Annotated in this window: 15 protein-coding genes and 2 tRNA genes; 8 read left to right on the top strand and 9 right to left on the bottom strand. The window is 61.3% G+C overall.

The features are described 5' to 3' along the window. Nucleotides 1-117 precede the first annotated feature (117 nt). Nucleotides 118-705, top strand: a complete 588-nt coding sequence (locus ACYSMN_RS07875; RefSeq protein WP_488923310.1) for a hypothetical protein — start codon at nt 118-120, stop codon at nt 703-705. A gap of 109 nt (nt 706-814) precedes the next feature. On the opposite strand, the gene ACYSMN_RS07870 is transcribed toward ACYSMN_RS07875, so the two are convergent. The 3 genes from ACYSMN_RS07870 to ACYSMN_RS07860 all read right to left on the bottom strand — a co-directional run bounded on the left by ACYSMN_RS07870 (nt 815) and on the right by ACYSMN_RS07860 (nt 3,465). Continuing rightward, on the bottom strand, nt 815-1,189 hold the full coding sequence (locus tag ACYSMN_RS07870) for a hypothetical protein (RefSeq protein WP_488923309.1): 375 nt from the start codon (nt 1,187-1,189) through the stop codon (nt 815-817). Between the two features lie 859 nt (nt 1,190-2,048). Then, complete coding sequence (locus ACYSMN_RS07865; RefSeq protein ID WP_488923308.1) at nt 2,049-2,252, bottom strand: hypothetical protein; 204 nt, start codon at nt 2,250-2,252, stop codon at nt 2,049-2,051. A 289-nt stretch (nt 2,253-2,541) separates the two neighbouring features. After that, on the bottom strand, nt 2,542-3,465 hold the full coding sequence (locus ACYSMN_RS07860) for a hypothetical protein (RefSeq protein ID WP_488923307.1): 924 nt from the start codon (nt 3,463-3,465) through the stop codon (nt 2,542-2,544). Between the two features lie 116 nt (nt 3,466-3,581). Between ACYSMN_RS07860 and ACYSMN_RS07855 the strand changes: the two genes are divergently transcribed. The 4 genes from ACYSMN_RS07855 (at nt 3,582) to ACYSMN_RS07840 (ending at nt 8,705) form a co-directional block, all read left to right on the top strand. Beyond that, complete coding sequence (locus ACYSMN_RS07855; RefSeq protein ID WP_488923306.1) at nt 3,582-4,358, top strand: nucleotidyltransferase domain-containing protein; 777 nt, start codon at nt 3,582-3,584, stop codon at nt 4,356-4,358. A 332-nt stretch (nt 4,359-4,690) separates the two neighbouring features. Continuing rightward, a complete protein-coding gene (locus tag ACYSMN_RS07850) occupies nt 4,691-5,761 on the top strand; it encodes a DNA polymerase beta superfamily protein (protein WP_488923305.1) in 1,071 nt (356 codons plus the stop codon). A 448-nt stretch (nt 5,762-6,209) separates the two neighbouring features. Beyond that, nucleotides 6,210-6,335 (top strand) — tRNA-OTHER (locus ACYSMN_RS07845). Between the two features lie 138 nt (nt 6,336-6,473). Continuing rightward, on the top strand, nt 6,474-8,705 hold the full coding sequence (locus ACYSMN_RS07840; RefSeq protein ID WP_488923304.1) for a hypothetical protein: 2,232 nt from the start codon (nt 6,474-6,476) through the stop codon (nt 8,703-8,705). Nucleotides 8,706-8,793: 88 nt separating this feature from the next. On the opposite strand, the gene ACYSMN_RS07835 is transcribed toward ACYSMN_RS07840, so the two are convergent. The 4 genes from ACYSMN_RS07835 to ACYSMN_RS07820 all read right to left on the bottom strand — a co-directional run bounded on the left by ACYSMN_RS07835 (nt 8,794) and on the right by ACYSMN_RS07820 (nt 15,910). After that, the gene (locus ACYSMN_RS07835; RefSeq protein WP_488923303.1) at nt 8,794-10,308 is read right to left on the bottom strand and encodes an efflux transporter outer membrane subunit; all 1,515 of its coding nucleotides are present in this window, start codon (nt 10,306-10,308) and stop codon (nt 8,794-8,796) included. After that, nucleotides 10,305-11,990, bottom strand: coding sequence for an efflux RND transporter periplasmic adaptor subunit (locus ACYSMN_RS07830; protein ID WP_488923302.1), 1,686 nt, complete (start codon nt 11,988-11,990; stop codon nt 10,305-10,307). The genes ACYSMN_RS07835 and ACYSMN_RS07830 overlap by 4 nt, the downstream gene beginning before the upstream one ends. A 48-nt stretch (nt 11,991-12,038) precedes the next feature. Beyond that, entirely contained in the window at nt 12,039-15,383 is a 3,345-nt protein-coding gene (locus ACYSMN_RS07825) for an efflux RND transporter permease subunit (protein WP_488923301.1), read from the bottom strand. A 290-nt stretch (nt 15,384-15,673) separates the two neighbouring features. Next, complete coding sequence (locus tag ACYSMN_RS07820) at nt 15,674-15,910, bottom strand: hypothetical protein (protein ID WP_488923300.1); 237 nt, start codon at nt 15,908-15,910, stop codon at nt 15,674-15,676. A 326-nt stretch (nt 15,911-16,236) separates the two neighbouring features. Between ACYSMN_RS07820 and ACYSMN_RS07815 the strand changes: the two genes are divergently transcribed. From ACYSMN_RS07815 to ACYSMN_RS07805, 3 genes are all read left to right on the top strand, one after another. After that, on the top strand, nt 16,237-22,422 hold the full coding sequence (locus ACYSMN_RS07815) for a carboxypeptidase-like regulatory domain-containing protein (protein ID WP_488923299.1): 6,186 nt from the start codon (nt 16,237-16,239) through the stop codon (nt 22,420-22,422). Between the two features lie 249 nt (nt 22,423-22,671). Then, a complete protein-coding gene (locus ACYSMN_RS07810) occupies nt 22,672-23,343 on the top strand; it encodes an HAD family hydrolase (protein ID WP_488923298.1) in 672 nt (223 codons plus the stop codon). Nucleotides 23,344-23,413: 70 nt separating this feature from the next. Continuing rightward, nucleotides 23,414-24,388, top strand: coding sequence for an ADP-ribosylglycohydrolase family protein (locus ACYSMN_RS07805; RefSeq protein ID WP_488923297.1), 975 nt, complete (start codon nt 23,414-23,416; stop codon nt 24,386-24,388). Nucleotides 24,389-24,462: 74 nt separating this feature from the next. Here ACYSMN_RS07805 and ACYSMN_RS07800 read toward each other — a convergent pair. Further along, nucleotides 24,463-24,536: transfer RNA gene (locus ACYSMN_RS07800), tRNA-Asp, on the bottom strand. Nucleotides 24,537-24,729: 193 nt separating this feature from the next. Next, nucleotides 24,730-25,329: a DNA-3-methyladenine glycosylase I gene (locus ACYSMN_RS07795; protein WP_488923296.1), complete on the bottom strand. Its 600-nt coding sequence runs from the start codon at nt 25,327-25,329 to the stop codon at nt 24,730-24,732. Between the last annotated feature and the right edge of the window lie 8 nt (nt 25,330-25,337).

Here is a 25,337-nt window from a genome sequence, read left to right as displayed (position 1 = left end):
AAGTCTACTTGCACTAGATACCGTCAAGAAAATAATTTGATAAACTGGATTAAAATTAAGTTGGTACGATATTCGTCTACTGGCACCAGTATAAACCAACCTACTCTTAATAAAAGCATGAAAAACCTCCTTTCCCTTTTCGTTGCCTGTGCGCTTTCCACGGCAAGTTTCGCGCAAACCACGGCGGCTACCGTGCTTGGCAAGTATGAGCAAGAAAACTTCATCGGACCCGACAATGTCAAGGCTTCGGAGAAGGACGTGGTTATCACCAAAGACGCTAGCTCCTCGAAGGTGGTGTGGGTGGAAAACCTGCTGCCCGGCGGCCGGGTGAAGGCGCTGCTCCACACCAAAGCCGGCGACAACGTGATATACTCCATCCCGGCCCAGAGAGTCGGTGGCTATCAGATCCAGCAGGGCTGCGCCATGTACGATAAGGCCGAGGGCAAGGTGATGATATCGTTGAACAACAAGATCAACTGTTTCGGCATGAGCCAGAGCGACTACGACGCGGGCGTATCGGTGTCGAGCAATGGCAAGGTGAATGCCGGCGGCGTGCAGGTGAACGGCAACGGCCGAGGCGGCGTGAAGGCTCCCGGCGTGGGCGTGAGCGAAAAAGGCGTGAAAGTGGACAGCAAAGCGGTGATGGCCGGCGTGCAGTACACCGGCATCAAACAAGGCTTCAACAGCGACTCCGACGACGACTAGGCTCCCTCGTGCCGCCCTGTGTGGAGGGCACCGCGCAAAACAGTAAATAGCAAAACAGCCGCGCCTTCCTTCCGGAAGACGCGGCTGTTTTACGTTTGGCCAGGCTCGGTTAAGCGGTGGGCTTGGTGGAAGTGCGGGATTTGGCGGAGCGTTTGGCCCGCTCACTCTCACGCACGCCCCCGGCCTGTTCGTACTCAGTGCTGTCCTTGGTGTATTTCTGCCCCACGGCCGTCAGCACGCCCGACGAGAACTTGTCCAGCTTCTTCTCGGCCGCATCCACCTTGTTTTTCAGGCCGCTGAGCATTTTCAGGGCCTCGTTGTAGGCTGTTAACTGTTGCTGGGCCGCGGCTATTTCGGCCGTATAAGTTACAATGCCGTACCCGTTGCCCAGATCGAGCTGGCCGGTAGGGTCGATGGCTTGCAGGCCGGCCAGGCGCTGCTGGGCTTTGGTAATGGAGTCGGATTCACGCAGTTTGTACGCCATGATAAAAGAGAGAAAAGGGTGAAGTGATACAGCTTCTGTTTACTAGTATAGAAGCACAGAAATATAGTTGAGACAAAGTGGTTTTCCAAATAGTACGCCACCAGAATTTGGGGTTGCTTAGCTCTTCCCAAACCCTCGCTCACTCTTCCCCAACCCTCCGCCGTTCCTGGCGAGGGTTCGGACGTTCTTCCCAAACCCTCGCTGACCCTTCCCGAGGGTTTGGGAAGAGTGAGCGAGGGTTAGGAAAGAGTCAGTGAGGATGCGGGAAGGGTCAGCGAGGGTTCCGGAAGAGTCAGTGAGAGTGAGGAAGGAACGTGCGGAACACCAAAATCTCCGATGTTGCCTGCCAACACAGAAAAAGAAAACCCCTCCAGCTGCTGAAGGGGTTTTCTTTTTCTGTGTTGGCAGGCTCTCAATCGTTGTTGAAAACGTGGAAGGTTACGTGCGCATGTCCAAGGACCGTGTTGTATTGTCCCTTTACAATTCCCCGGTGACGAGAAAAGGGCAGTGGTAAGGTGATGCCGTATTCTGAACTAGCGAGCAGCTCAATGCTGCATGATATATCGAAGGGAATGGTTTTTTGGATGATAGTTTGCATGACCGAGCCATCCTCCTTTATCAAGCCTGGCATTCCCCATTCCTGTTCGTTGAGCGTAATTTTTACGTTCGATATGGCTCCCGTACTATCATCTTTTCTATAGAGAATCATCACCAAAAGGTTCCGGAACAAGGGACTGTTTATGTTGACCGGAATTAAGTCTCGGCGGTTGTACTTCTCTTCGTCTTCCAGAATCTCTGGCTTGGTGTTCTCAAATCTGTTGAATGAAAATGAATAGGATACGTTGGCAATTATGGTTGTTTAGTTTAAAGTGTTGATGGTGGATGAGTCGGGCAGACTACTAACTTCTGCCTTGCCTTTTGTGACGATTGATTTGCCCTCTATGTTATGGACCCACACCTGATCAAGTACTCCGGCTACTATTAATCCTACGATTAATAGAGCGACAATGCCCAGGGCAATACCTAATACGCCACGGAAGAGGGAAGCAACCATCTTTTTCATAGCCGCTTTTTAGAAAGAACGATGAAATTACCTGCTCCCGCAGAGCGGGCGAACGAGTTTCTTTTCATAAGAATAGTGTTGATGAACGGCCTCAACATAGATGTTTTTACGTTTGCTCTCTGAGAGAGGACAGAAAATTTCCTCAAATAAGTAAAATCCTTACTGTACGGTGGCGGTGGAATTGGCAGGATGCAAATAAGGTAGCGTGGGGCAATGCCAGCTTGTTTAAGCATCTGGCAAGCTAGGAGACAGAGCACTCTCAGGACCGCCGGCGCATCGGGAGGCACTATCAACCTTCCAACCCCACCACCTGGGCGTGGTACCACACCACGAATACCAGATCGAAGGCCTTGTTTACGGCTTGTACTTCGGCTAAAGCTTCTTCCTGTACGCCGTCCATGCCCAGCTGCGTGACGGTGCTGCCTTCCAGGATGCCGTAGTAGGTGGCGTTGGCGGTTTCGAGGGCGAAGCCGTTGCGGACGTAGCCGGGCTGGTCGTAGAATTTGAGGCTGCCGAAACGTTCCGCCCCGAGCACCACCCGCAGCTGCTCGAAATCGAGGCTAAGACCGGGGAGTCCGATGGCTGTGCGGACGTGCAGTTTGCGAAAAGTTTGGATGCCCGACGCATTGACGGGTGAGCTGTGCTGCTGCCAGATAGCCTCAATGGCGGCAACTTCCTCCGCAATGCGCGGCGCGGCATTGGCGGGCAGGAACTCGTTTTGCCGCCAGTCATCGGCCAGGATGCTTAATTCGAATTCGTGAAACCGGGCCGTTTCTTCCACGTCGGGAATCTCGTTCGAGATGGTGGGCAGGGTGAAAAGAATGTCTTCTGCCTTAACGTACTCAATTTTATGGAGCCGCAGGGTGAGGCGCTTGGTGCGCGTAAACTCGGCGGCGGTGGTTGGAATGGCTTCTACCACGCTCCACTGTTGCTCCTTGATGGTAAACGTTGTCTCCACGTCGAAGGCGGCGGGCAGTTGCTCCGGGGTCAGTTCCGTGGCCCCGATGCTTTGGCCGGTGGCGTTGTCGATAAAGTTGACTTGAATGCGGGCATCTTTGCCCATTAATTTGTTGAAAAGGCCCATTCGCTCGTGGTTTTTGGATGAAGAATATAGCAGTACCGTAGCGCGTAAATCCGTTCCGCGCACGAGCGGAGCGAGTAGCCGATACCGCGCCAGCTGAACACCGTAGCGCGAAGCTCCCGCTTCGCGCATCGTTGCTGAGGTTGAACGACCCGCAGGCAGCAGCAACGCGAGTCGTTCAACGATGCGCGAAGCGGGAGCTTCGCGCTACGGTGCTCAAACATACCAATAGTCCCTGACCCCGCCCCATGCAGACCCGCATCCAAGACGCCCTCTACCGACTCGAAGACACCCACGGCCTCCGCGTGCTCTACGCCTGCGAGTCGGGCAGCCGGGCCTGGGGCTTTCCCTCCCCGGATTCCGACTACGACGTGCGCTTCATCTACGTGCGACCCCTCAACTGGTACCTGACCCTGGACGAGGGCCCCGACACGCTCAACTTTCCCGTAGACGACGAACTGGACCTGGCCGGCTGGGACCTGCGCAAAACGCTGAAACTGCTGCGCGGCTCCAACGCGGCCTTGTTCGAGTGGTTACAGTCGCCGGTGGTGTACCACGAGAAGATGGTGATGTACGAAGAAGTGGTGAAGTTTCGGGAAGCCCTGGCGCCCTTGCTGCCGGCCTGCTGGAACCCCCGCGCCGGCCTGCACCACTACCTGGGCCTGGTGCGCCGCGGGGTAGAAGACGACCTAACAGGCGAAACCGTGCGTCTCAAGCGCCTCTTCTACGCCCTGCGCTCCGCCCTGGCGGCCCGCTGGATTCGGGAGCGCCCCACTGAAGTACCACCCATGACGTTTCAGGCGCTGCGGGAGATGCTGCCGTCGGCGCTCAGTGGCGAGGTGGAGGAGCTACTGACCCACAAAGCCACTGCCAACGAGAAAACCACCGTGCCTCGTTCAGCGGCGCTGACCGCTTTTCTGCAAGAAGAGTACGAAGCCAGCCTGACCGCCCGCGACACGCTCCCGGTACCCCAGCACCCCAATCCCACCACCGCCCTCAACGATTTATTCCTCGGCTGGCTGTAGCGCGAAGCTCCCGCTTCGCGCATCGTTGCTGACGTTGAACAACGCCTCCGGGGTTCCCAGGGCTGAAGCCCTGGGCTACGTAGCGTTTTCCTAGCTGTGCCATAACGTCTCCGCTACCTAGCCCAGGGCTTCAGCCCTGGGACGTTGGGCCAGCTCCTACGGACTCTCAGGGTTGAAGTCCAGAGCTATGAGAGTGGGGAAGAACAGCATCTCCAAACAAGAATGGTTTGCCGAACGGCGCCCATCGTCGTTTGGCTCCCCCTCTCCCCTAGGAGAGACGGCCGGGGGGTGAGGCACTAAAACGGCTACCGAGTTCACCCTACCTTGCGGCCATGACCATCTCCGATTTGCGCCAGCGCGGCCTCCTTCTTTTCGAGGCCATCAGCGGCAGCCGCGCCTACGGTACCGACTTGCCGCACTCCGACACCGACCTGAAAGGCGTCTTTATCCTGCCCGAAGCCGAGTTCTACGGCCTGACCTACGTGCCGCAAGTGGCCAATGACACCAACGATGAGGTCTTCTATGAGCTGCGCCGCTTCGTGGAGCTGCTGCTCAAAAACAACCCCACCGTGCTGGAACTGCTCGGCACCCCGCCCGACTGCGTAATCTACCGGCACCCGCTGTTCGAGGCATTTCGGGCCGAAGACTTCCTTTCCAAGCTCTGCCGCCAAAGTTTCGCGGAGTACGCCGTGGCGCAGATTCGCAAGGCCAAGGGGCTGAACAAGAAAATCAACCACCCCGAGCCGCCCGCCCGCAAATCGGTGCTGGACTTCTGCTACGTGACGGCCGGGGCGGGGGCGCAGCCGGTGGCTACCTGGCTGGAACGGCGGGGCCTGGCTGCCGCGCAGTGCGGCCTGGCCAACGTGCCGCACCTGCAAGACCTCTACGCCCTGTTCGTGGACGAGACGCCCGCCCGGCAGCACGGCTACCGCGGCCTCGTGCGCGACTCGGAAACGTCGCAGGATGTGCAGCTTTCGGCCGTGCCGAAAGGGGAGAAGCCGGTGGCCTACCTGAGCTTCAACCGCAACGGCTACAGCACCTACTGCCGCGCCTACCGCGAGTACCACGACTGGGTGCAGAAGCGCAACGCCGAGCGGTACCAAAACACCGTGCAGCACGGCAAAAACTACGACGCCAAGAACATGCTGCACGTATTTCGGCTGCTCCAGATGGCCGCGGAAATTGCCCGCACCGGCCAGCTGCACGTGCGCCGCCCCAACCGGGAATTCCTGCTGCAAATCCGCCGGGGCGAGTTCGGCTACGAGGAGCTGGTAACGCAAGCCGAAGAACTGGTGACGCAGGTAGAAGCGGCCTTCGCCGCCTCCGCGCTGCCCGAAGCCCCCGATAAAGAAGCCGCCGAGCAACTGCTGATTCGGACGCGGCGGGCGTGGTACGGGCGGTAAATTGAGTTGCCGTTGAGTTGAGAAACCTATATCTTGCCCTCCTTGAATATCCGGTTTGTCGGCCAGACAAAGGCCAGGTCAAGGGTTGCTTACTTCTTTTTCTCTAAAAAAATAGCAGCCCAATTACCTGGCTTCTTTGTGTGCTTTCGGCCAGAGAAGCAAGAAAATTAACGTATTGAAGCAGTAGCTCAGCTGGTAGAGCATAAGGCATTAGTTCTATAATTACCGGTTGTGGTCAAGTGGTGCTTACTTCTCTGGTAAGTTCCCCATGGGGGCTTTGGTTCAACTCCAATAAGCGCCACGATTACCGTCTGTCAGGCCAAATAGAGCTTACTTCTCAGGATCTTAGGGTCGTTGGTTCGAGTCCAACCTGCTTCACTTTTTTCGCCAGTCACCGGCTGGTTTCTTACTTCGCAACTTCCGCTGGATGGGGCGGAGTAACCCTTTTGAAACAGTGGTCTAGTGGTCTAGGACGTCGGAACTTTTGAGTTTTATCATTACCCGAACCGGGTCAAGTAAGGCTTACTTCAAATCCTCCATTCCGAAAACGTCGGTTCGAATCCGGCCTGTTTCACACCCTATATTTTCTCGAAACTCCCCAATTTCAACGATATGAGTCAGCCAAGTAGCGAGCCGCCAGTGCAGCCACCTGAACTTGCCAGTAAGCTCCTGACCAACATCTATCTGTCTCACTTCTCATGTCTTGCTCCTCATGTCTAATTTCTTAAAGGTCAGCTTGCGGCAGAAGGCGGTATACCTGGCGCAAGTGCCCGCGCCGCGCCCGAAAGAGACCCTCACGGGCACTACGGCCCTGTTGGTCGCCAATCTGGCGAAGCTGGGCTACGGCGTTTCCGAGCCGCTGCTGGCGGCGCTGCAAGCCAGCACCCCCGCGTTTCAGGCGCAGCTGCTCGACACATTTCGGGAGGTGATGGGCGTTAAGAAGAACTGGACGCCGCTCGTAAAAGCCTGGGACACGCCTACCGGCGAAAGGTGGGTGGACCATCTCATCACCTTCTTCGCCAATATTTTCGAAGCCGAAGGCACCCGCCTGCCCTGTGGCCACGTCATTCCGCCCAACACCTTCCCGCTGGAGCGCTACAACGGCTGCCCGTTCTGCGGCACGCCCTTCGAGTTCGGCCAGATTGAGTACACCGGCCAGGGCAGCAAGCTCAAAGTGCTGGACCTATGGACCGATGCTGAGCTGCGCAACTTCCTGCGCGACCTGCTGACCTCCAAAACCGCCCTCGACGCCACCCAGATCGACAGCCTGAAGCTGCTGCTCGCCGAGTTGCCCATTCCGGCCGACGTGCCCATCGCCATGAAGGAAACCCTCATGGCGGTGATTGACGCGTACGTGGAAGCCAACCAGCCCGAAAAAGCGCAGCCGCTTTTCACCTCGCCCACCGACGTGCTGCGGTATTTGTGGTACAAGAAAACCGGCTTCCTCCAGCTCATCGAGCCCAAAACCATTCGGCGGCGGCAACAGAAAAACAGCACCCACCTGCTGCCCCAGCTCAGCCAGAGCGCCCAGGCCCAAGCCCAGGCCACGGCCGACCTGAAACTCAAATACAGCCGGCGCGAAGCCGCTATGGTGGCCGGCTGGGTGAATGCCCTGCCCCAAAGCCCGGCGCAACTCTGCGAGATCATGCATCCCAAGCGCGGCATGTGGGTGCGGTTTATCCGGGCCCTGCGCCTAGCCGAGTACAGCAAGCGGCCTGCTTTGGGTAAGCTGAAAGAAACGCTGGACGTGTTCTACAACCAGACCTACGAGGTGTGGCAGGGGCGGGTCAATTACTTCCGGCTACGCACCGACGCGGAGCAGACCTTCGGCTTGCTCAAGCAGCGGCCGGGCCTGTTTGCGCGCTCTTTGTTTGCCAACATGCTCTGGTTCGGGCCCGAGCCCACCATTGCCGCCTTTGGGGAAGTGATAGACCGGGTTCCGGCCCGGCTGGTGTTCACGCTGAGCATGTACGCCGAAAACTACTTCAACCCGCAACACCAGCGGGCGGTGAAACCCCTGGGCGGCGTGGGCAAGTCCATTCCTGCCAATAAGCTGCTGAGCCTCTACGACGCCGACCAGCTGCAAGCCATGCAGGCCGCCGTGGCCGATTTGTGCCTGCTGGCCATGCAGAAGCGGTTTGCCGCCCAGCCCACCAGCCACCAAACCATGTACATAGCTCCCATGCTGTTCAAGCTGCCGGTGTCCATCGGCGACCGGAGCGAGACCGTACAGGACCTGCCCGCCGCCCTCATGGGCACCCGGTTCGCGGTAGAAGGCGACACGCTGCGGCTCTTCATGCAGTGGGGCACCGGCCTGCCCGCCCAGCACCTCGACATGGACTTGAGCTGCTACATTGCCTTCCCAACCAAAAACGAATACTGCTCCTTTAGCCAGCTAGTAGCTACCGGCTGCAAACACAGCGGCGACATCCGCAGCATTCCCGACCAAGTAGGCACCGCCGAATACATCGACATCAACGTTGAGACGCTGCACCAGGCCCAGGCCAAGTACGTGACCTTTACGTGCAATGCCTACAGCAACGGCTCGATTACGCCCAATCTGGTAATAGGCTGGATGAGCAGCGAGCATCCCATGCGCATTTCCAGCAGCGGCGTGGCCTACGACCCGTCGTGCGTGCAGCACCAGGTGCGGGTGACGCGCGGCCTCGCCAAAGGGCTGGTGTTTGGGGTGCTGGACGTGGGAAAGCGCGAAATAATCTGGCTTGAAATGCCCTTCGACGGCCAGTTGGTGCAAGGTCTGAATCTGCACGGCGTGCAAACTCTGCTACGCAAGCTCGAAAGCAAGCTCAACATCGGGCAGCTGCTCACCATCAAAGCACAGGCCCAGGGCTTGCGACTCGTGGAAGAACCCGAGGCTGATGAGGTCTACACCAGCGAATGGGCCCTCAACACGGCCGCCGTCACCCAGTTGTTGGTAGATTAAAGGTGCAGACTGAATCTTGATCTAAGCTTGTACTGCTCCAAAGCCTAGTCAGGATTCAACGCTTGCCACGAAAGGAACATTGGCCATCCTATTCCCAGCTGCCGCCGAGGGCGCGCACCAACTGCACGAGGTAGCGTAATTGCTCACCGCGGGTTTGCGTTACTAGCCGGGCGGCATCCAGGCTGATCCGGTTGGCATCCACCACCTCAAAGTAGGTGGTGAGGCCGGTGCGGTACCGTTCGTTGGTGAGTCGGACGGCCTGGCGGGATGCGCGCTGGGCCCGCTCGTGCGCCGCTAGCTGCTGCTGGTTGAATTGCACGTCGGCCAGCGCCGTCTCCACTTCCTGGAACGCCACCAATGCCCGCTGCTGGTATTCGGCGGCCAAGGCCTGGTAGCGGGCTTCGGCCACCTGCTGGGTGGCCCGGTTGCGCCCGCCGTTGAAGATGGGAATGGACACCATACTGCCCACGTAGTACGTGTAGTTGGTGCTGACTTTGGGTAAATCCGCCAACTCGGCGCTCTGCGGGCCAATGTAGCCGTTGAGCGAAACGGTAGGCAGGCGCGCCAGCCGGGCCACGTCCACGCGCGCATTGGCGGCAGCCAGCTGCCGTTCGGCCCGGAATAGGTCGGGGCGGCGCGTGAGCAGGGCCGCGGGCACCGTGCGCGGAATGGCGGGCGGAACCACTATTCCGGGCCGGGGCACCACGGTGAACGTACTGGCCGACTGCCCGACCACCGTGGCCAGAGCATTCTCCAGCCCGGCGCGCTGCCGCTGTACGTCGAGCAGGGCGGCCTCTACCAGGGCCAACTCGCTTTCGGCGCGGCGCACCGCTATTTCGTTGTCGACGCCGGCCTTGAAGCGGGCTTGCGTCAGGAGCAGGCTGCGCTGGCGGTCCTGGCGGGTGGTGTCGAGCACGGCCGCGTCGGCGTCCAGGGCGCGAAGGCCAAAGTAGTAGGTGGCGGCGTCGGTGGTGAGTGTGAGCTGCACGACGCGCAAATCGGCCTCCAGTGCCTGGGTTTCGGCCCGGGCGGCGCGCACATCGCCGCGCAGCCGGCCCCACACGTCCGCTTCGTAGCTCACGTTGAGCGGCACGTAGTACTGGGTCTGCACCACGCCGCGCCGGTTGTTGGCGCCATCGCCCAAAGCAAAGGGGATGGGCCGCAGCCCGGAGAGCCGGGTGCGGTAGGCCTGCGGGTCGAGGGTGATGTCGGGCAGGCGGTAAGAAGTGGCAATCCGAACGTTGGCGCGGGCTTCTTCCACGCGCGCTCTGGCCACCTGTAGAGTGGGGCTAGCGGCCAAAGCCCGCTCTTCCAAGGCCGTCAGCTCCGGGTCCGCAAATACTTCCCACCAAGCCGGTAAACTCGGCGGCTGGTCCAGCACGGGGCTTTTCGTGGCCGTTGGCGCCATCGTGGGGGCAGGGGCCGCGGCCGGCTCGTTTTTCCAGGTGGCTGGTACCGGCACATCGGGCGCGCGGTAGGCGGGGCCGCGGGCACAGCCACTAAGCAGGCCGAGTAGCCCAGCCACCGCCAGCAGCACGCACCCACGAAGCCAGGGCCGCCGCAACGGGAAAAGGAGAGAGGAGTAGGAGCGGAGCAGGTTCATGGCCGACGGGTTTCTTTTGGCTTCTCACCCTTGGCACTATTGGCAGCGGCTCCAGCTGGCTTTGGCTTGGAAGGCGCCTTTTCCGATCCTGACTGACCCTTTTTATCCACGGGCAGCGACACACGCGGCCGGTCCGGGTCGTAGAGTGGCTCGGGGCCTTTGGGCTTGTCCTTGTCTTTGCCTTTTTTCTCGTCTTTGCCTGGCTCCGCCCGGCGTACTTCCACGGCCAGGCCGTCGCGCAGCGCTTCACTGGGGTTAATTACGAGCAGCTCCCCGCCCTTCAGACCCTTGGTAACTTCAATTTCATCGCCAAAATCTCGGCCCGGCTCGATGGTTTGGTAGTACACCTTCTGGTTGCGCACCACCACGACCTTCGATTCCAGGCCGCTGGGCACCAGCGCGTTGGCCGAGATAACCACGCTCGGCGCCGTTCTGGGTAGTTTAAAGCGGGCCAGCGCGAAAATGCCCGGCTTGAGCTGCTCCTTGGGGTTGGGCACCTTCACTTCCGTCAGCAAAGTGCGGGTGTCGGCTGCCAGGGCGCCGGAGGTGCGGGAAACGCGGCCCGTGAAGGGCCGGTCCGGGAATTCTGGTACAATAAGGTCGGCCGACAAGCCGCGGCGGATGCTGGGCACGAAGTTCTGCGGCACGTTCACGAAGGCGCGCAGGGTGTCGGTTTGTTCTAGTTTGAAAAGCTGGCTGCCCGCCGCGTTGCTCGCGGAAACCAGGCCGCCAACCTCCACGTTGCGCTCAGTCACGAGGCCACTAAACGGGGCCGTTACGCGCCGGAAGTTGCGCTGGGCCAACAGCTGGTTGAGGATGGCTCGTTGGGCCTCGTACTGCGCCCGCCCTTGGTCAAGCTCCTGCTGCGAAATGGCTCCCGGCAGCTCAATGCTGCGCAGACGGTTGTAGCTGGTGCGGGCCAACTCCTGATTGGCACGGGCTTCGGTTACACGCTGGTCGAGTTCGGGCGTGGCAATGAGGGCCAGCAGCTGGCCGCGCCGCACCCGAGCGCCAATATCGGCGTACCAAGCCTCCACGTAGCCATCGGTGCGGGCGAAGAGGTAGGTTTCGCGGTTGGCGCGGGTGTTGGCCGGCAGCTCCACGCGGGTGGTGTCGGGCGCCTTCACTGCGGCCAGCACCCGCACTATTGGTTTGGCGATGAGCGTGGCCCCTGCCGCTTTCTTCCGTGCACGGTCCTTCTTGATGCGCGGGATGATGCCCACCAGTAACAGGACCACGAAAAAGCCGCCAATGCCGAGCAATATCAACCACAGCCGCCGCTTGCTGCGGGGCTTTTGGTGGTCGTCCGCCTTTGCGGCATCAGCCTTATCACCCTCTTCATTCCGGTCATTCGGTTTTTCCTCTCCAGGCGCCGCCTCGTCCCGCGCCGGCTCATCCCGACGTGGGTGTTCGTCTTTCTCGTCTTCTCCATCGGCCGGCTTTTTATGGTTCTCGCCAAAGCGCATATGATTCTTCACGCCCTGGTCGGGCGCGTTATGATTCACTCCGTCCGAGGAAGCAGCCTTCGTCCGAGCAGCCGCTTCTGGCGGCTGACCGGCATCCGTCGCGCCTTCCCCTTGGCCCGGCTGCGGCACGTCTTGGCGCTCATCACCAATCGACGACGCATCGTTTGCTTCAGCTTTTGGGTGAGGAGTGGTGGGCTTATCGGGCGAGTCGGGCATGGGACAACGGTAGGGATGGGTGGGCTAGCGGGCAGCGTCAATGGGTTATCATGCTGCCACCTGTTGCGCGGGCTGGGCCGCAGGGGTCTTTTTCTTGAGCAGGCTATACATCACGGGTACCAGCAGCAGGGTGGTGAACGTGGCCAGCAGCAGCCCGCCAATAACGGCGCGGGCCAGAGGCGCATTCTGCTCGCCGCCTTCGCCCAAACTCAGCGACATGGGCAGCAGGCCAATGATGGCCGCCAGAGCAGTCATCAGCACCGGCCGCAGGCGCGTGAAACCGGCGTCCAGGGCGGCATCTTGGGGGCTGAGGTCAGGCTCGGCGGCCATTCGCTCGTTGGCGAAGCTCACCACCAGAATACTGTTGGCGGTGGCGATGCCGATGCACATGATGGCACCCATCAGGGAAGGAACGCTAAACGTGGTTTGCGTGACAAACAGCATCCACAGCATGCCCGACAACGCCCCCGGCAGCGCCGTAATAATGATGAAGGGCGTCAACCAGGACTGAAAATTGATTACCATGAGCAGGTACAGCAGCACGATGGCGCCTACGAGCCCAAGTCCCAGTCCCAAAAACGAGGTGCGCATACTTTCCACCTGGCCGCGAATCTCGATCTGACTGCCCTCGGGCACCTCACTCCGCAGATTATCCACGATTTCGCGGATGTCGCGGCTCACGCCGCCCAAGTCGCGGCCTTCCGCGCTGGCGTAGATATCGAGCACGCGCTGAATGTCGTAGTCGCTCACTACGGCCGTGGCTTGCTCGCGCCGGGTGGTGGCGAAGTTGCCCAGCAGCTGGGCTTGTTCCTGCGTGGGACCGGTGATGCCGATGTTCTTCACGGCGTCGAGCGTGGCCAGGCGGTTGGGCGGGGTTTGCACTGCCACCGTGTAGTTCACGCCCGACTCGGGGTTGAGCCACTGGTTGGGGTCGGTTTGCGTGCTGGAACTCAGGTTCACCAGCACGTTGTCGGCCACGTCGGTTTGCGAAAGGCCGGCCTGCTGCGCACGCACGCGGTCCACGTCGAGGCGCAGCTGCGGAGTTTTGGTTTGGAACACGAAGGCGTCCACTACGCCGGGCACGGCGGCAATTTTCGCTTGCAGGCGGCGAGCCAGCTTTTCATTTTCTTCCACCGCGCGGCCACTGATTTGCACGTCGATGGGGGCGGGGAGCCCAAAGTTGAGGGTCTGGTTGACGATGTCGGCGGGCTGGAAGAAGATTTCCAGGTCGGGGTGCTCCTGCTTGATGCGGCGGCGGATTTCCGTGATGTAGTCCTGGCTCGGGCCGTGCTTTTCCTTGAGCGCCACCAGAATTTCGCCGTCGCCGGGGCCAATGACGGGGTTGTCGCTCAGCAGCAGGTTGATGGGAATGTTGGGCAGGCCAATATTGGACAAGACCAAGTCCAGCTCCTCGGCCGGCACCACGCCCCGAATAAGCTGCTCCACCTGCCGGAAGCGGCGCTCCGTTTCTTCGAGCCGGGTGCCGGTGGTGGTGCGCACGTGCAAGCGAATCTGCCCCGCATCGACCTTGGGGAAAAAGTCCTGCCCGATAAACGGGTACAGGCAGCCCGAAATTACGAACAGCCCCGCGAAGCAGCCCACCACCAGCTTGCGGTGCGCCAGCGACCAGCGCAACGTGTCGCCGTAGGTGTCGCGCAGCCGGTTGAAGCGCTTCTCGAACGCCACGTGCACGCGCCAAATCCAGCCCTTTTCAATGTCCTGGGCCGCTTGCTCTTCTTCCGGGCTTAGCGGCGGCTCCTGGGCTTCCTCGGCCGGGGTGTTGCGGGAAGCTTCCTTGTCCAGCTCGGCAGCGCGCAGCCGTTGCAAGCCTTTTTCGGCTTCACTCACCGGCTTCCCGTTGCGAATTTCCTCGCTCGGCACCCGCTCCGGCCCCTGCCGGTGGAAGATGGGCAACTCCTTGCGCATGAACTTCATGGCCATAGTCGGCAGCAAGGTGCGCGACAAGAAGTACGACACAAACAGCACGATAATCACCGTGAGGGCCAGCGGCGTGAAGATGTCGGCGGCCACGCCTTGCAGGAAGAAAACCGGCACGAACACAATGGCCAGCCCTAGCGTGGACACCAGCGCCGGCAAAGCCACTTCGCTGGCGCTGTCGAGAATGGACTTCTTGACGCCCTTGCCCATGGCCATGTTGCGGTGCAGGTTCTCCACTTCCACCGTCGCGTCGTCCACCAGGTTGCCTATGCTCATGGCTAGGCCGCTGAGGGTCATGATGTTGAGCGTTTGCCCGCAGATATTCAGGATGATGATGGTGAGCAGGGCCGCCAGCGGAATGGAAACCGTAATCATGCCCGTCGAGCGCCAGGAGCCCAGGAACAGCAGAATCATGAGGCCGGTGAGTGCGGCGGCGGTCAGGCCTTCCACCACGACCCCGGAAATAGCCGAGCGCACGAAAAACGACTGGTCGAAGAGCAGCTTCACGTCCAGGCCGGGCGGGGCCGTGTTAATCACCCGTGGCAATTCCTTTTTGATGCCCTCAATCACGTCCAAGGTACTAGCGATGCCGCTTTTGAGGATGGGAATGACGGCGGTACGCTTGCCATCCTGCCGCACCACGTTGCTTTGCACGGCCGAGCCCTCGTGCACGAAAGCCACGTCGCGGATATAGATGGGCACCCCGTTCACCGTCTTGATGGGCAAGTCGTTGAGGGTAGCAATCACCTCCGGGCTGCTGTTGAGGCGCACGTCGTATTCCCGGTCCCCGATTTTGGCTACCCCGGCGGGCAGAATCACGTTTTGGTTGACGAGGGTATTCACCACGTCGTTGCCGGAAAGGCCCTTGCCGGCCAGCGCCTCGGGGTCCAGATCCACCATGATTTGTTTGCGGCGGCCGCCGTTGGGCACCAGCAGCGAAGCGCCCTTCACCACGGCCAGCCCCGGCCGAATAAACGAGCTGCTCGCGTCGTACAAATCCGACTCGCCCAGGGACTCCGAGCTGAGACTGGCCTGGGCGATAGGCACGTTGGAAGCCGAATAGCGAATGATGAGCGGCGCCCCGATGCCCGGCGGCAAGCCGCGCAGGATAGTAGCCGTCACGGAAGTCAGCTCGGCCACCCCGGCGTCCGGGTCGGTGCCCGGTTGGAAAAACACCTTAATCAGCCCGACGCCCTTAATGGAGCGCGATTCCAGGTGCTCGATGTTGTTGACGGTGGTGGAGTAGATGCGCTGGTTGACGTTGAGCACGCGCTTGTTCATTTCCTCGGCGCTCATGCCCTCGTAGCGCCACACCACGCCCACCACCGGAATGTTCACCTCCGGGAAAATGTCCACCGCCATCCGCAGGATAGTCGTCACGCCCGCCGCGATAATGAGCAGGGCCATCACGATAAAAGTGTACGGGCGCGAAAGCGCAATTCGGACTATCCACATAGTTGCACAGGACCAAGCAGCGCTGAGTTTTCACTCAGTTTTTCAAGCCCATACGCATAACCAATGGTTTAGGTCGCATCAATTCCAATGATGGAGATGGTGCGTAGACCCGGAATGACGCTGGTTTATTTACGCCTACGTCCGCATAAACCAGCACGGAATCAAGCAGCTTACCATTGCCTGCTGAAGCTCTGAGCTGCCTGTTGCAGATAGGAGAGCAGCGAGCAAACACGCAAAAGCCCGCCGTGCAGCTTTGCATGGCGGGCTTTTGTGATAGGAGCAAAGGCGGTTTAGAGCCGACTGCTGCGTTTGTTGGAGTATTTGGCTTTGCTGCGGCCAGCTTTCCGGAACTTGAACAGACCCCGTTTTTTGTGGCCCTTGTAGATTTTGTAGCTGGGGCGGTGGGTGTACATGCGCGCTTTCATCTTGGCGCGAGCGTAAGCAGTGGGGCGGGCCGCCTCGGCGGTGGTAGGTTCCAGGCCGCTTACCAGCAGCAGGGCAAACATCAGCAACAGGGTCCGAAACATAGAAAAGAAGGTTGGTGTGCGGTTAAAACTGACTGAGCCGTTGAAAAATTGCGTGGGGTAGTGCTAAAAAGCATTTTTCTTGACCACGTAGTACCCTATTCTAAAAACAATGCCAAAAAAGTAGAAGCGGAGCCGCAACTCTGCGCAGGTAGTAGGTCTTAGGTAGTAAGATGTTGGAAAAGAGGAAGGTGTTAATGATCCATAATTGCCTGTCATGCCACTACTTACTACCAATTACCCATTGCCTACTACAATTAGATGACTGAACATGTGGAATCCGTAATGGCGCGGCATCGGATGGGAAACGTCTCATTTTCCCGTCACCTATGCTGCTACCGTTACGCTCCCTTGCTGTATTGCTGCTATTCTTGTTGCTGCCCGGGCATTTGCCGGCCCAGCAGCGTCTGGCCACGGCCCGCCAGCGCAGCTACCTCACCAAAGTATTCCGCCTCACCGATGCGCAAACCCGGCAACTCTACGAAAACGGCCTGAGCCGTGCCCGCCCGGAGTTCTTCACCCAGCCCGTCGACTCCTTCCCAACCGACGACAGCCCCTACATAGGGCTGAGCCGCCCGCTGCCACCGGGCTACTACTTGGTGGCCCACACCCAAGGCCCGCAGCTGGTGTACTGGCTGCGCGCCGTCACGGACCGCCAACTCACCGTGCTCGACAACCAAGTAGACCTCACCCTAGTTGTGCGCGACTCGCTCGGCCGCCTGCTCGACGATGCCCGCGTGACGCTGCCCGGCAACCGCCCCGTCCCCTACGATGCCGCTACGCGCACTTACCGCCTGCCCGGCAAAGCGGGCCGACCGGGCTTGTTGGCGGTGGAGCAGGGCGGGCGCACCACGTTTCACGCGCTGGAGCAGAAGTTTCCGTACCGGCAATCGGCGGCCTCGCGCCCGGCCCTGACGTGGCGGCGGGTGCTGAGCCGGGTGCTGTACGGCTTTCCGCTGGGCTACCTCACGCGGCCCGTGCGCCGGCTGGTTGGCGACCTGCGGCACGCGTCGGACGTGACTACCGGCTTGGTCGGCCTACTTCGTTCCCCGTTCAATGAGGACGTGCGCGAGGAGCGGCAGTACCGCCGTGGAGATAGCCGTGGCAACAGCTGGGAGGAGCGGAAAGAACCCTGGGCCAGCTACCTCGCGCTGAGCAAGCCCCGCTACCGCCCCGTCGCCGATACGTTGCGCCTCAAAGCCCGCATCCTGCGCCAGCGCGACGGCCGACCCTACCGCCAGCCGCTGGAGCTGCGCCTAGTGGGTGGGTATGAGGTGAAAAGCCGCACCATTGCCGTGCTCAAGCCCGTGCGGCCCGGTTCCTACGAGTACGTGCTGCCGCTGCTCGATACGCTGGGTCTGCGTCCTGACCAAACCGTGTACGTGCGCTTGGTGCGGCCCGGCTCCAGCCAGCAAGTGCTGGCCAGCGGCAGCTTTCAGCTGGAAGACTACGAGCTGAAAAACACCCGCTACACCTTGCGCGCCGCCGAAACGCCCCACCGGCGCGGTACGCCACAAGCCTTGTTCCTGCGGGGCCAGGATGCCAACGAGCTGAACCTGCTCGATGCCCGGCTGCGCCTGAGCGTGACGCCTAGCGGGGTGGGGCGTTTCCCCGGCCGCCAGGTGTTCGTACCCGATACACTCTGGACCCGCGCCCAGCCGCTCGATGCCACCGGTGAAACCCGCCTCAACCTGCCCGAAACGGCCCTGCCCGCCGCCAACTTCACCTACCTCGTGCAGGCCACCTTCCTCAACGCCGACAACGAGCGGCGCACCGAAACTACCTCCGTCGCCTACACCCTCGACCCCGGTGAGCTGAAGCTGGAGCTGCGCCACGATTCCGTGCTAGCCCGCTACGAGGTGCGCGGTCCGGCGCGGCCCCACGCGGCCACGCTCGAAACGACGACCCGCCTCTACAACGGCACCACCGACCGGATCAGCCGTGCCGTGACGCTGCCCTTGATCTTGCCGCTCGATTCCCGCGCTACCTCATACCGCCTCTTCGATGCCGACGGGCACGAAGCCTCGCTGGCCCTGCACGCCGGCAATTCCGGCCTGCTGCTACGCTCCGACCGTAGCCACGACTCTATCTCGCTGGCGGCCGAAAACCCGCAGCGGCTGCCGTTCTGGTACTATCTCTACCGCGGCAACCAGCTCGTGCGGCGTGGCTACGGCCCCGACCTTTTGCTGGCACTTCCGGCGCCGGGCGCGGAAACCTGGTACGTTTCGCTGCACTATTTCTGGGCCGGGGAGCTGCAAACCGCCGAGTACAACGTGCCGCTGCCCCAGCATCAGCTACTGGTGCGCGCCGAGCAGCCCGATGTGGTGTATCCGGGGCAGCGCGTGCAGCTGCACTACACCGTCACGGATGGCGGCGGCCGGCCCGTGCCCCACGCCGACCTTACGGCCTATGCCTACACCAGCAAGTTCGAGGAGCCTACCGCCCCCGAGGTGCCGAATTTCGAGCCCGAAGTGGCCGGGCGCTTGTCGTTGCGGCGGTTTGCGCTGGGGGCGGGTTTCGAGAACGACGAGAATCGGACTGGGCAGCGCCTGTTGGACTGGGGCGCGTGGCGGCGGCAGCTGGGGCTGGATTCGTTGCGCTTCTACCAGTTCCTGTACCCCGACTTCGGCACTTTCCATGAATACCGGCCCGCGCCGGGCGGCATCACGCAGCTGGCTCCGTTCGTCGTGGATTCGGGGCGGGTGCAGCCGGCGGTGGTGGTGTACGTGGATGGCGTGCCCGTGTACGTGGCGGCCGTAAACGGCCAGGAACCCTTCGCACTGGTAGCCGACAGCGGCCTGCACACCGTCGCCGTTCGTACGCCCGACCGCCTCGTAACGCTGCGCGGCGTGTACCTGCGCCACCTGCACAAGCTCACGCTCAGCATCGACCCCAACCGCCCCTGCCACGAGCTGACGGTGGAAAAGCGCAGCTGGCTTAGCAGCGCGGAGCAGGAAGAGCTGCAACGGTTTCTGATTTTGGTGGACAAGCACGAGGCGGATGAGCGGGTGTTGCTACGCCAGGGCAACCGCCTGCAACCGCTCGGCACCGGCCGCCCCGTTCCCAAGCCGGGCCGCCCCGGCCAGCCGCGCTACCACTACACCACCTCCGACCGCTACGACCGCACCCTGTTCTACATTGGCGGCCCCTTCCGGCCCGATTCCGTGCTGCTGCGCCGCTCCGACGGACTGCGGCGCAAGTTTCTGCGCGAACCCGGCTACCGCTACACCTTCGAGGCGGGCCTGCTGAAAATGCGCTGCACGCAGGGCAATGAATTTGGCTCTCTGACGGCGGCTAATTCCTTCACCTGGTTGCCTTTCGATGATTTCGCCTACACCGAGGCCGACATGAAGCCGCAGCCGGCTACCAACTACTACCAGGGGCCAAGCCCGGAGCCTATTCTTGTCAATCCAACCAGTACGCCCGCCGGGCAGGGCCGCCTGGAGGTGCGCCTGCCCATTACCGACCAGACCACGGCGGGGTTGCCCACCGTGCCGCCTGTGCTTTATACGCTCGTCACGCAGCCGGGCAATGCCAAGTTTGTTCGGCTGGAGCGTTATCTGCCCCAGGCTGTTCACGCCCTACCTCCGGGTCGTTACCGCCTGGCCCTGCTGCTGGCCGATAGTTCCGTTTTGGCCCCCAATGCCGATATCCGCGTGCAGCCCAACGGCACCACCTACGTGCAGCTGGAACGGGCCGATGTACTGCCCGACAGTCGCGCTACGCAGACCTGGCGGCGTCGTTTTGCCCGGCTGGTGCGGGAGCGGCTGCCCAAGCTTGCTTCGACTAATGAGTTGGATGGCAACTACGCCCGCCGCGAAATCAACGTGGCCACGCCCGTGGTGCCGCAGCCCGGCTGGCGGGTGCAGCGGGGCCGGGTCGAAGACAAGCAAACCGGCGAGGGCCTGCCGGGTGTCACGGTGCTGCTCAAAGGCACGACCATTGGCATTTCAACCAATGCCGATGGCAGCTTTACGCTGTCCGTGCCACCGCGGGGCGGCGTGCTGCAATTCTCCTTCATCGGCTATGTCTCGCAGGAACATCCGCTCGACGGCCGGGATATGGTGATAGGCATGGACACCGATTCCAAGGAGTTGAACGAAGTGGTAGTTACCGGCTTCGGTGTAGAAAGCCGACGGGAGTATCTTACAGCCTCTGTTTCGACGATAACGAGCGACGCCTTGTCCGGCCGCGCACCGCGCGTTGTTATTCGCGGCAATAGTAGCGTCGCTGGTAGCCTCGCGGGCTCTTCGCCGTTGCTCATAGTGGATGGATTGCCATTTACGGGCCAGCAGGCCGATATTGACCCCGATAATATTGCCAGCATCAAAATACTGAAGGGCGCGGAAGCCGCGGCCACGTTTGGGTCGCGGGTGGCGAATGGCGTCATCATCATCCAAACCAAAAACGGCATCCGTGGCCAAACCGCCGCAGGCCTCAATCCGGGAGATGCCATTGGGCCCGATGGCCTGCCCGCCGGCGGGCGCGACCCGCACCGGGCCTTGCGCCGCCGCTTCTCTGATTCCGGCTGGTGGCGCCCCACGCTCGTCACCGACCAGCAGGGCCGCGCCAGCACCGAAGTGGTAGTGCCCGACGACATCACCGGCTGGGACACCTTCGTGCTGGCCTCCGACGACCACGCCCGCACCGGCTCGTTTAGCGCCCTCATGCGCTCCTTCAAGGCCGTTTTGGGAGAGCTGGCTACCCCGCGCTTCCTCATCCAGGGCGACCGGGCGCAGCTCATCGGCAAATCTCTTAACTACCTTCCCGACACCACGCAAATCACGACCAGCTTCCGGGTGGGCGAGGGGCCGGCCCGCACCCAGCGGCACCAGCTAGCCACTTCCGTGGTCGATACGTTGACCATCACCGCCCCCTCGGATGCCGATTCGGTGCAAGTCAGCTTTGCCCTGACGCAGGCCAATGGCTACCAGGATGGCGAGTTGCGCTACATTCCGGTGCTGCCCGCCGGCACCCGGGAGCGAGTGGGCACCTTCGCCGTACTCACGGCCCGTGACACGACGCTTACGTTACCCGTGCAGCCGGCGCTAGGGGAGGTGACGGTGCGGCTGGAAAGTGACCCACTGCCCACGCTGCTCGACGAAATCCGCCACGTGCAGCGCTACGCCTACCTCTGCAACGAGCAGGCGGCGTCCAAGCTCAAAACGCTCTTGCTGAAACAGCGCATCCGGCAGCACCTCAAGCAGCCTTTCAGCGGGGAGAAAGACGTGAACCGCCTCGTGCGCCACCTGCTGCGGGGTCGCCATCAGCCCGAAGGCTTGTGGGGTACCTGGCCCGCTTCGCCAATTAGCCCCTGGGCCACGGTGCACGTGCTGGAAGCCCTGCTCGAAGCCGAAAAGCAAGGCTACAAAGTGCCCCTCGACCGGTCCGCGTTGCGCCTCTACCTGCTCAAGCAGCTCGATTACGCCTTCGCCGATGCCAAAGCCCGCGCCGCCCTCTCGGCCACGCCCGTCGGCCAGCGTATCGACCAGCTGTACTTCCGCTCCGACGACGACCGAATCCGCCTGCTGCACGTGCTGCATCACCTCGGCGCCCAGCCCGATTTCCGCACCTACGTAACGCGCTTGGAGCGCGAGCAGACCGGCCGCCAGCCCCTGGACCGGTACCTGGCCCTAGCGGCCTTACGTCAGCAGCTGGGCCTCCCGTTTCAGCTCGATACGCTGCGCCGCTACCGCCTGCGCACGGAACTGGGCGGCGTGTTTTATGCCGATACGCTGCGCATGGGCTCTTTTTATCGCTACCTGCTGCCCGACCGAATTGGGAATACGCTGCTGGCTTACCGCCTGCTGCGGGCCAAGGGCGGGCAAGAAGCGGAGCTGACGCGCATTCGTACCTTCCTGCTCCAAGCGCGCCGCACGGCCAGCCACTGGAGCAGCACCTACGAAGCCGCCCAGATTCTCGAAACCATCGTGCCCGACCTGCTGGTAGCGGGTGCCGGCGGTCTTATGGCCCGCGCCCAACTCAGCGGCGCACTGAACCAGGAAGTGCGCGCGTTTCCGTTTGAAGTGAAGCTGCCAGCCGCGGCGGGTTCGCTCACGTTGCGCAAGGAAGGCGGGCTGCCGGTGTATGCCACCGCGTATCAGTCGTTTTGGAATGCCGCACCCGAAGCCAAAGCCGCGCCGTTTGGGGTGCGTACCACGCTGGCCGGGCAGGAGGGAGGCCGCGTGAAGCTGCGCGCCGGCCAGCCCACCGAGCTGCTCGTAACCGTGGACGTGAAGGCCGAAGCCCGCTACGTGCTGCTGGAAGTGCCCATCCTGGCCGGCTGCTCCTACGGCGACAAACTGCCCGGCAACTACTTCGAAGTGCACCGTGAATACCTGCGTCACCAGGTGGGCATCTTCATGGATGTGCTGCCCGTCGGCCGCCACACGTTTCGCATAGCCCTACAGCCGCGCTACCGGGGCCGCTACACCATCAACCCCGCCAAAGCCGAGCTGATGTACTTCCCCACCAAGTTCGGCCGCTCCGCCAGCAAGCAGGCGGTGGTGGAGTAGAGGTAGGAATGAGCAAACTGTTCTCGTGAGGAGACCCAAGTGTCATTGCGAGGAGGCACGACGAAGCAATCCTTCCTCTCTGTGAGACGACCCTCCTGAAGAGACAAATCTTCGGCATTAGTATGCCAACCTAATGGCAGGGGCTAGTCTTACAAGTGAAGTTCTTCGCAGAGTGAGGAAGGATTGCCACGGCTGCGCCTCGCAATGACAGCCGGAGCTTCCAACTTCCTCCTCGTACTTTCGCTCCTGATGTCTTACTCCCTGTTTCTATTCGATTACGATGGTACGCTCTGCGATACCCGCCGGGCCATAATCTACAGTCTGCGGCGGGCGTTTGAGGAATTGAACCAGCCCGAACCGCCGGCCGCCGCGCTGGAAGCCGTAGTGCAGCGGGGGCTGCCACTAGCCGAAACCTTTCAGGAGCTACTACCGCCCGGCACGCCGTCCGCGCCCGATACGTGGGTGGCGACGTACCGCGCCATCTACCGGGCCGAGGCAGAAGAGTTTGTCACAGTCTTTCCCGGCGCCCGCGAAACGCTGGCGGCTATTGTTGCGGATGGCGCGCAAGTCGTCATCATCAGCAACAAGGGCCTGGAAATCCTGAAAAACTCACTACGCCGCCTCGACCTCGCCGATTATGCCACGCTCGTGCTCGGCGACGAACCTGCCACCTCCGGGTCCGCGCGCCCGCTCAAACCCGACCCACACTTGTATCAACACCTCATTCAGCCCCAGTTTCCGACGGTCAGCGCCGCGCACACGCTCATGGTCGGCGACACGGCCACCGACTTGCAGTTTGCCCGCAACTGCGGCCTCGCGGCGGCCTGGGTTACGTTCGGGTTCGGTTCCGCGGCCGAGTGCCTGGCCCTCGAACCAACCTACCAAATCAACCGGCTGAAAGAAATTAGAAAGCTACTATAGCGCCTTTCTGTACACTCCATTATTGCTTCGGGCTGCCTCCAGCCGCCGCGAGACAAGCACCTTTCCTCTTATGTCTTCCACTACCCCTTCTACCGAATCTCAGCTCCGTGCTGCGCTGCTCGGCCTTGCCGTTGGCGATGCCCTCGGCGTGCCCGTGGAGTTCCAAAGCCGCGATGCGCGCCGCTCCGACCCCGTCGTGGACATGCGGGCCTACGGCACCCACCACCAGCCGGCTGGCACCTGGTCCGACGATGCTTCACTCACGTTCTGCCTCGCCGAAACCATTGCGGAGGGCTTTACGCTGCGCCGACTGGCCGATAAGTGCTGCTGCTGGTACTACGAAAACCTCTGGACGCCGCGCGGCTCCGTGTTTGATATCGGCATCACCACCCGCGAGGCGCTGTATAAGCTAAAAACCAACCCCGAAGGCTCCCCGCTGGCGGGTGGCACCGATGAATGGAGTAACGGCAACGGCGCACTGATGCGAATTCTGCCGCTGGCTTTCTACAAGACCGAGGCGCCATTAAGCAGTCGATTTTTGCTGATTTCCGACGTTTCCGCCGTTACGCACGGGCACGTACGTTCTGCCGTGGCCTGCTTTCTGTACCTGGAAATGGCCCGGCACCTGCACGCCGGCCTGACACCCGCTGCCGCGTACACCCAGTTGTGCGCCGAAGCCCCGGCTCTGCTTCAAGAGTTGAACGTACCCGCCGCTGAAATCAAGCAGTTCGACTATCTGCTCACTGGCCGCTTGGCCGACTTTCCCGAGCAGATCATCCGCAGCGGGGGCTACGTCCTGCACACGCTCGAAGCCAGCCTCTGGTGTCTGATGCGCCACCACACCTACGCCGAAACCGTGCTGGCCGCCGTCAACCTCGGCGAAGACACCGATACCACCGGTGCTGTAACGGGCGGCTTGGCTGGCTTATACTACGGTGAAGCCGCTATTCCGCCGAAGTGGCTGGCCGTGCTGGCCCGCCGAGCGGATATCGAAGACTTAGCGCGGCGCATGACTAGAGCTGTCAATATCATTCCGCAGAAATAAAGCTGGCTAGCAAGGCCTAGAAAAAGCAAAAGGCCCTTCAGCGCGTTGCTGAAGGGCCTTTTTTCGCATTGCTGCGGTCCGGACGGGACTCGAACCCGCGACCTCCGCCGTGACAGGGCGGCATTCTAACCGACTGAACTACCGAACCAGTTCTTCTCAGAAAGCCAACTGCTTTCCGCTAAGGTGTGCAAAGGTAAGAGGGGTTTTGGTATTTGCAACCAGAAAAGAAGCGTTAATCAACAAAACAAGACCCTTTTTATAGTGTCGCGCAGGTTTGGCAGGAGCCATTGGTCTAATAATCAAGGACGAGCAACGAACTGTATATAGCCGCGGACGGAACACTATTTAATGTTCCTTCGTGAGCTTCTGCGCCAATTGCTGGCACTCCGCGTGCCGAGGGCACTCCACGGCGTCAATCCTGCCGTTTGCATCAGCCCGTAGCACGAGGCCGGCCCTAGCAACGTGAACCCATAGCGCTTCAATGCCTGGCTGAGCGCCTCGGCCTGTGGCGTGCTCAGCGGCGGCGCTTGCCCGTCGGGTCGTTGCGCATCGATGGGCTGGCCATCTACGAAACTGTAGAAAAAAGCCAGCACGCCGGCATCGCCGCCTACCGCCTCTTTTAGCTTCAGCCAGGCGCGGGCGTTCTGCACAGTGGCCTCCAGCTTGCGCCGGTTGCGAATAATGCGCGGGTCAGTCAGCAGTTCTTCTATCTCGTAGGGCGAAAAGTTGGCTAGCCGCGTGGGTTCGAAGCCGGCCAGCAATTCTCGAAAATGCTCCCGCTTGGGCAGCACCACCCGCAAGCCAATACCCACCTGAAATGTGAAGAGCACCACGTATTCAAATAGGATATCAGCGTCCGTGATGGGCTCGCCCCATTCGTGGTCGTGGAAATCGCGGAGTTGCGTAGTTTGCTCAAACCAGGTGCAACGAGCTAGGGTCATGGTTTTGG

The organism is Hymenobacter sp. M1-2, assembly GCF_057808495.1.
This window is presented reverse-complemented; position numbering and strand designations above follow the sequence as displayed.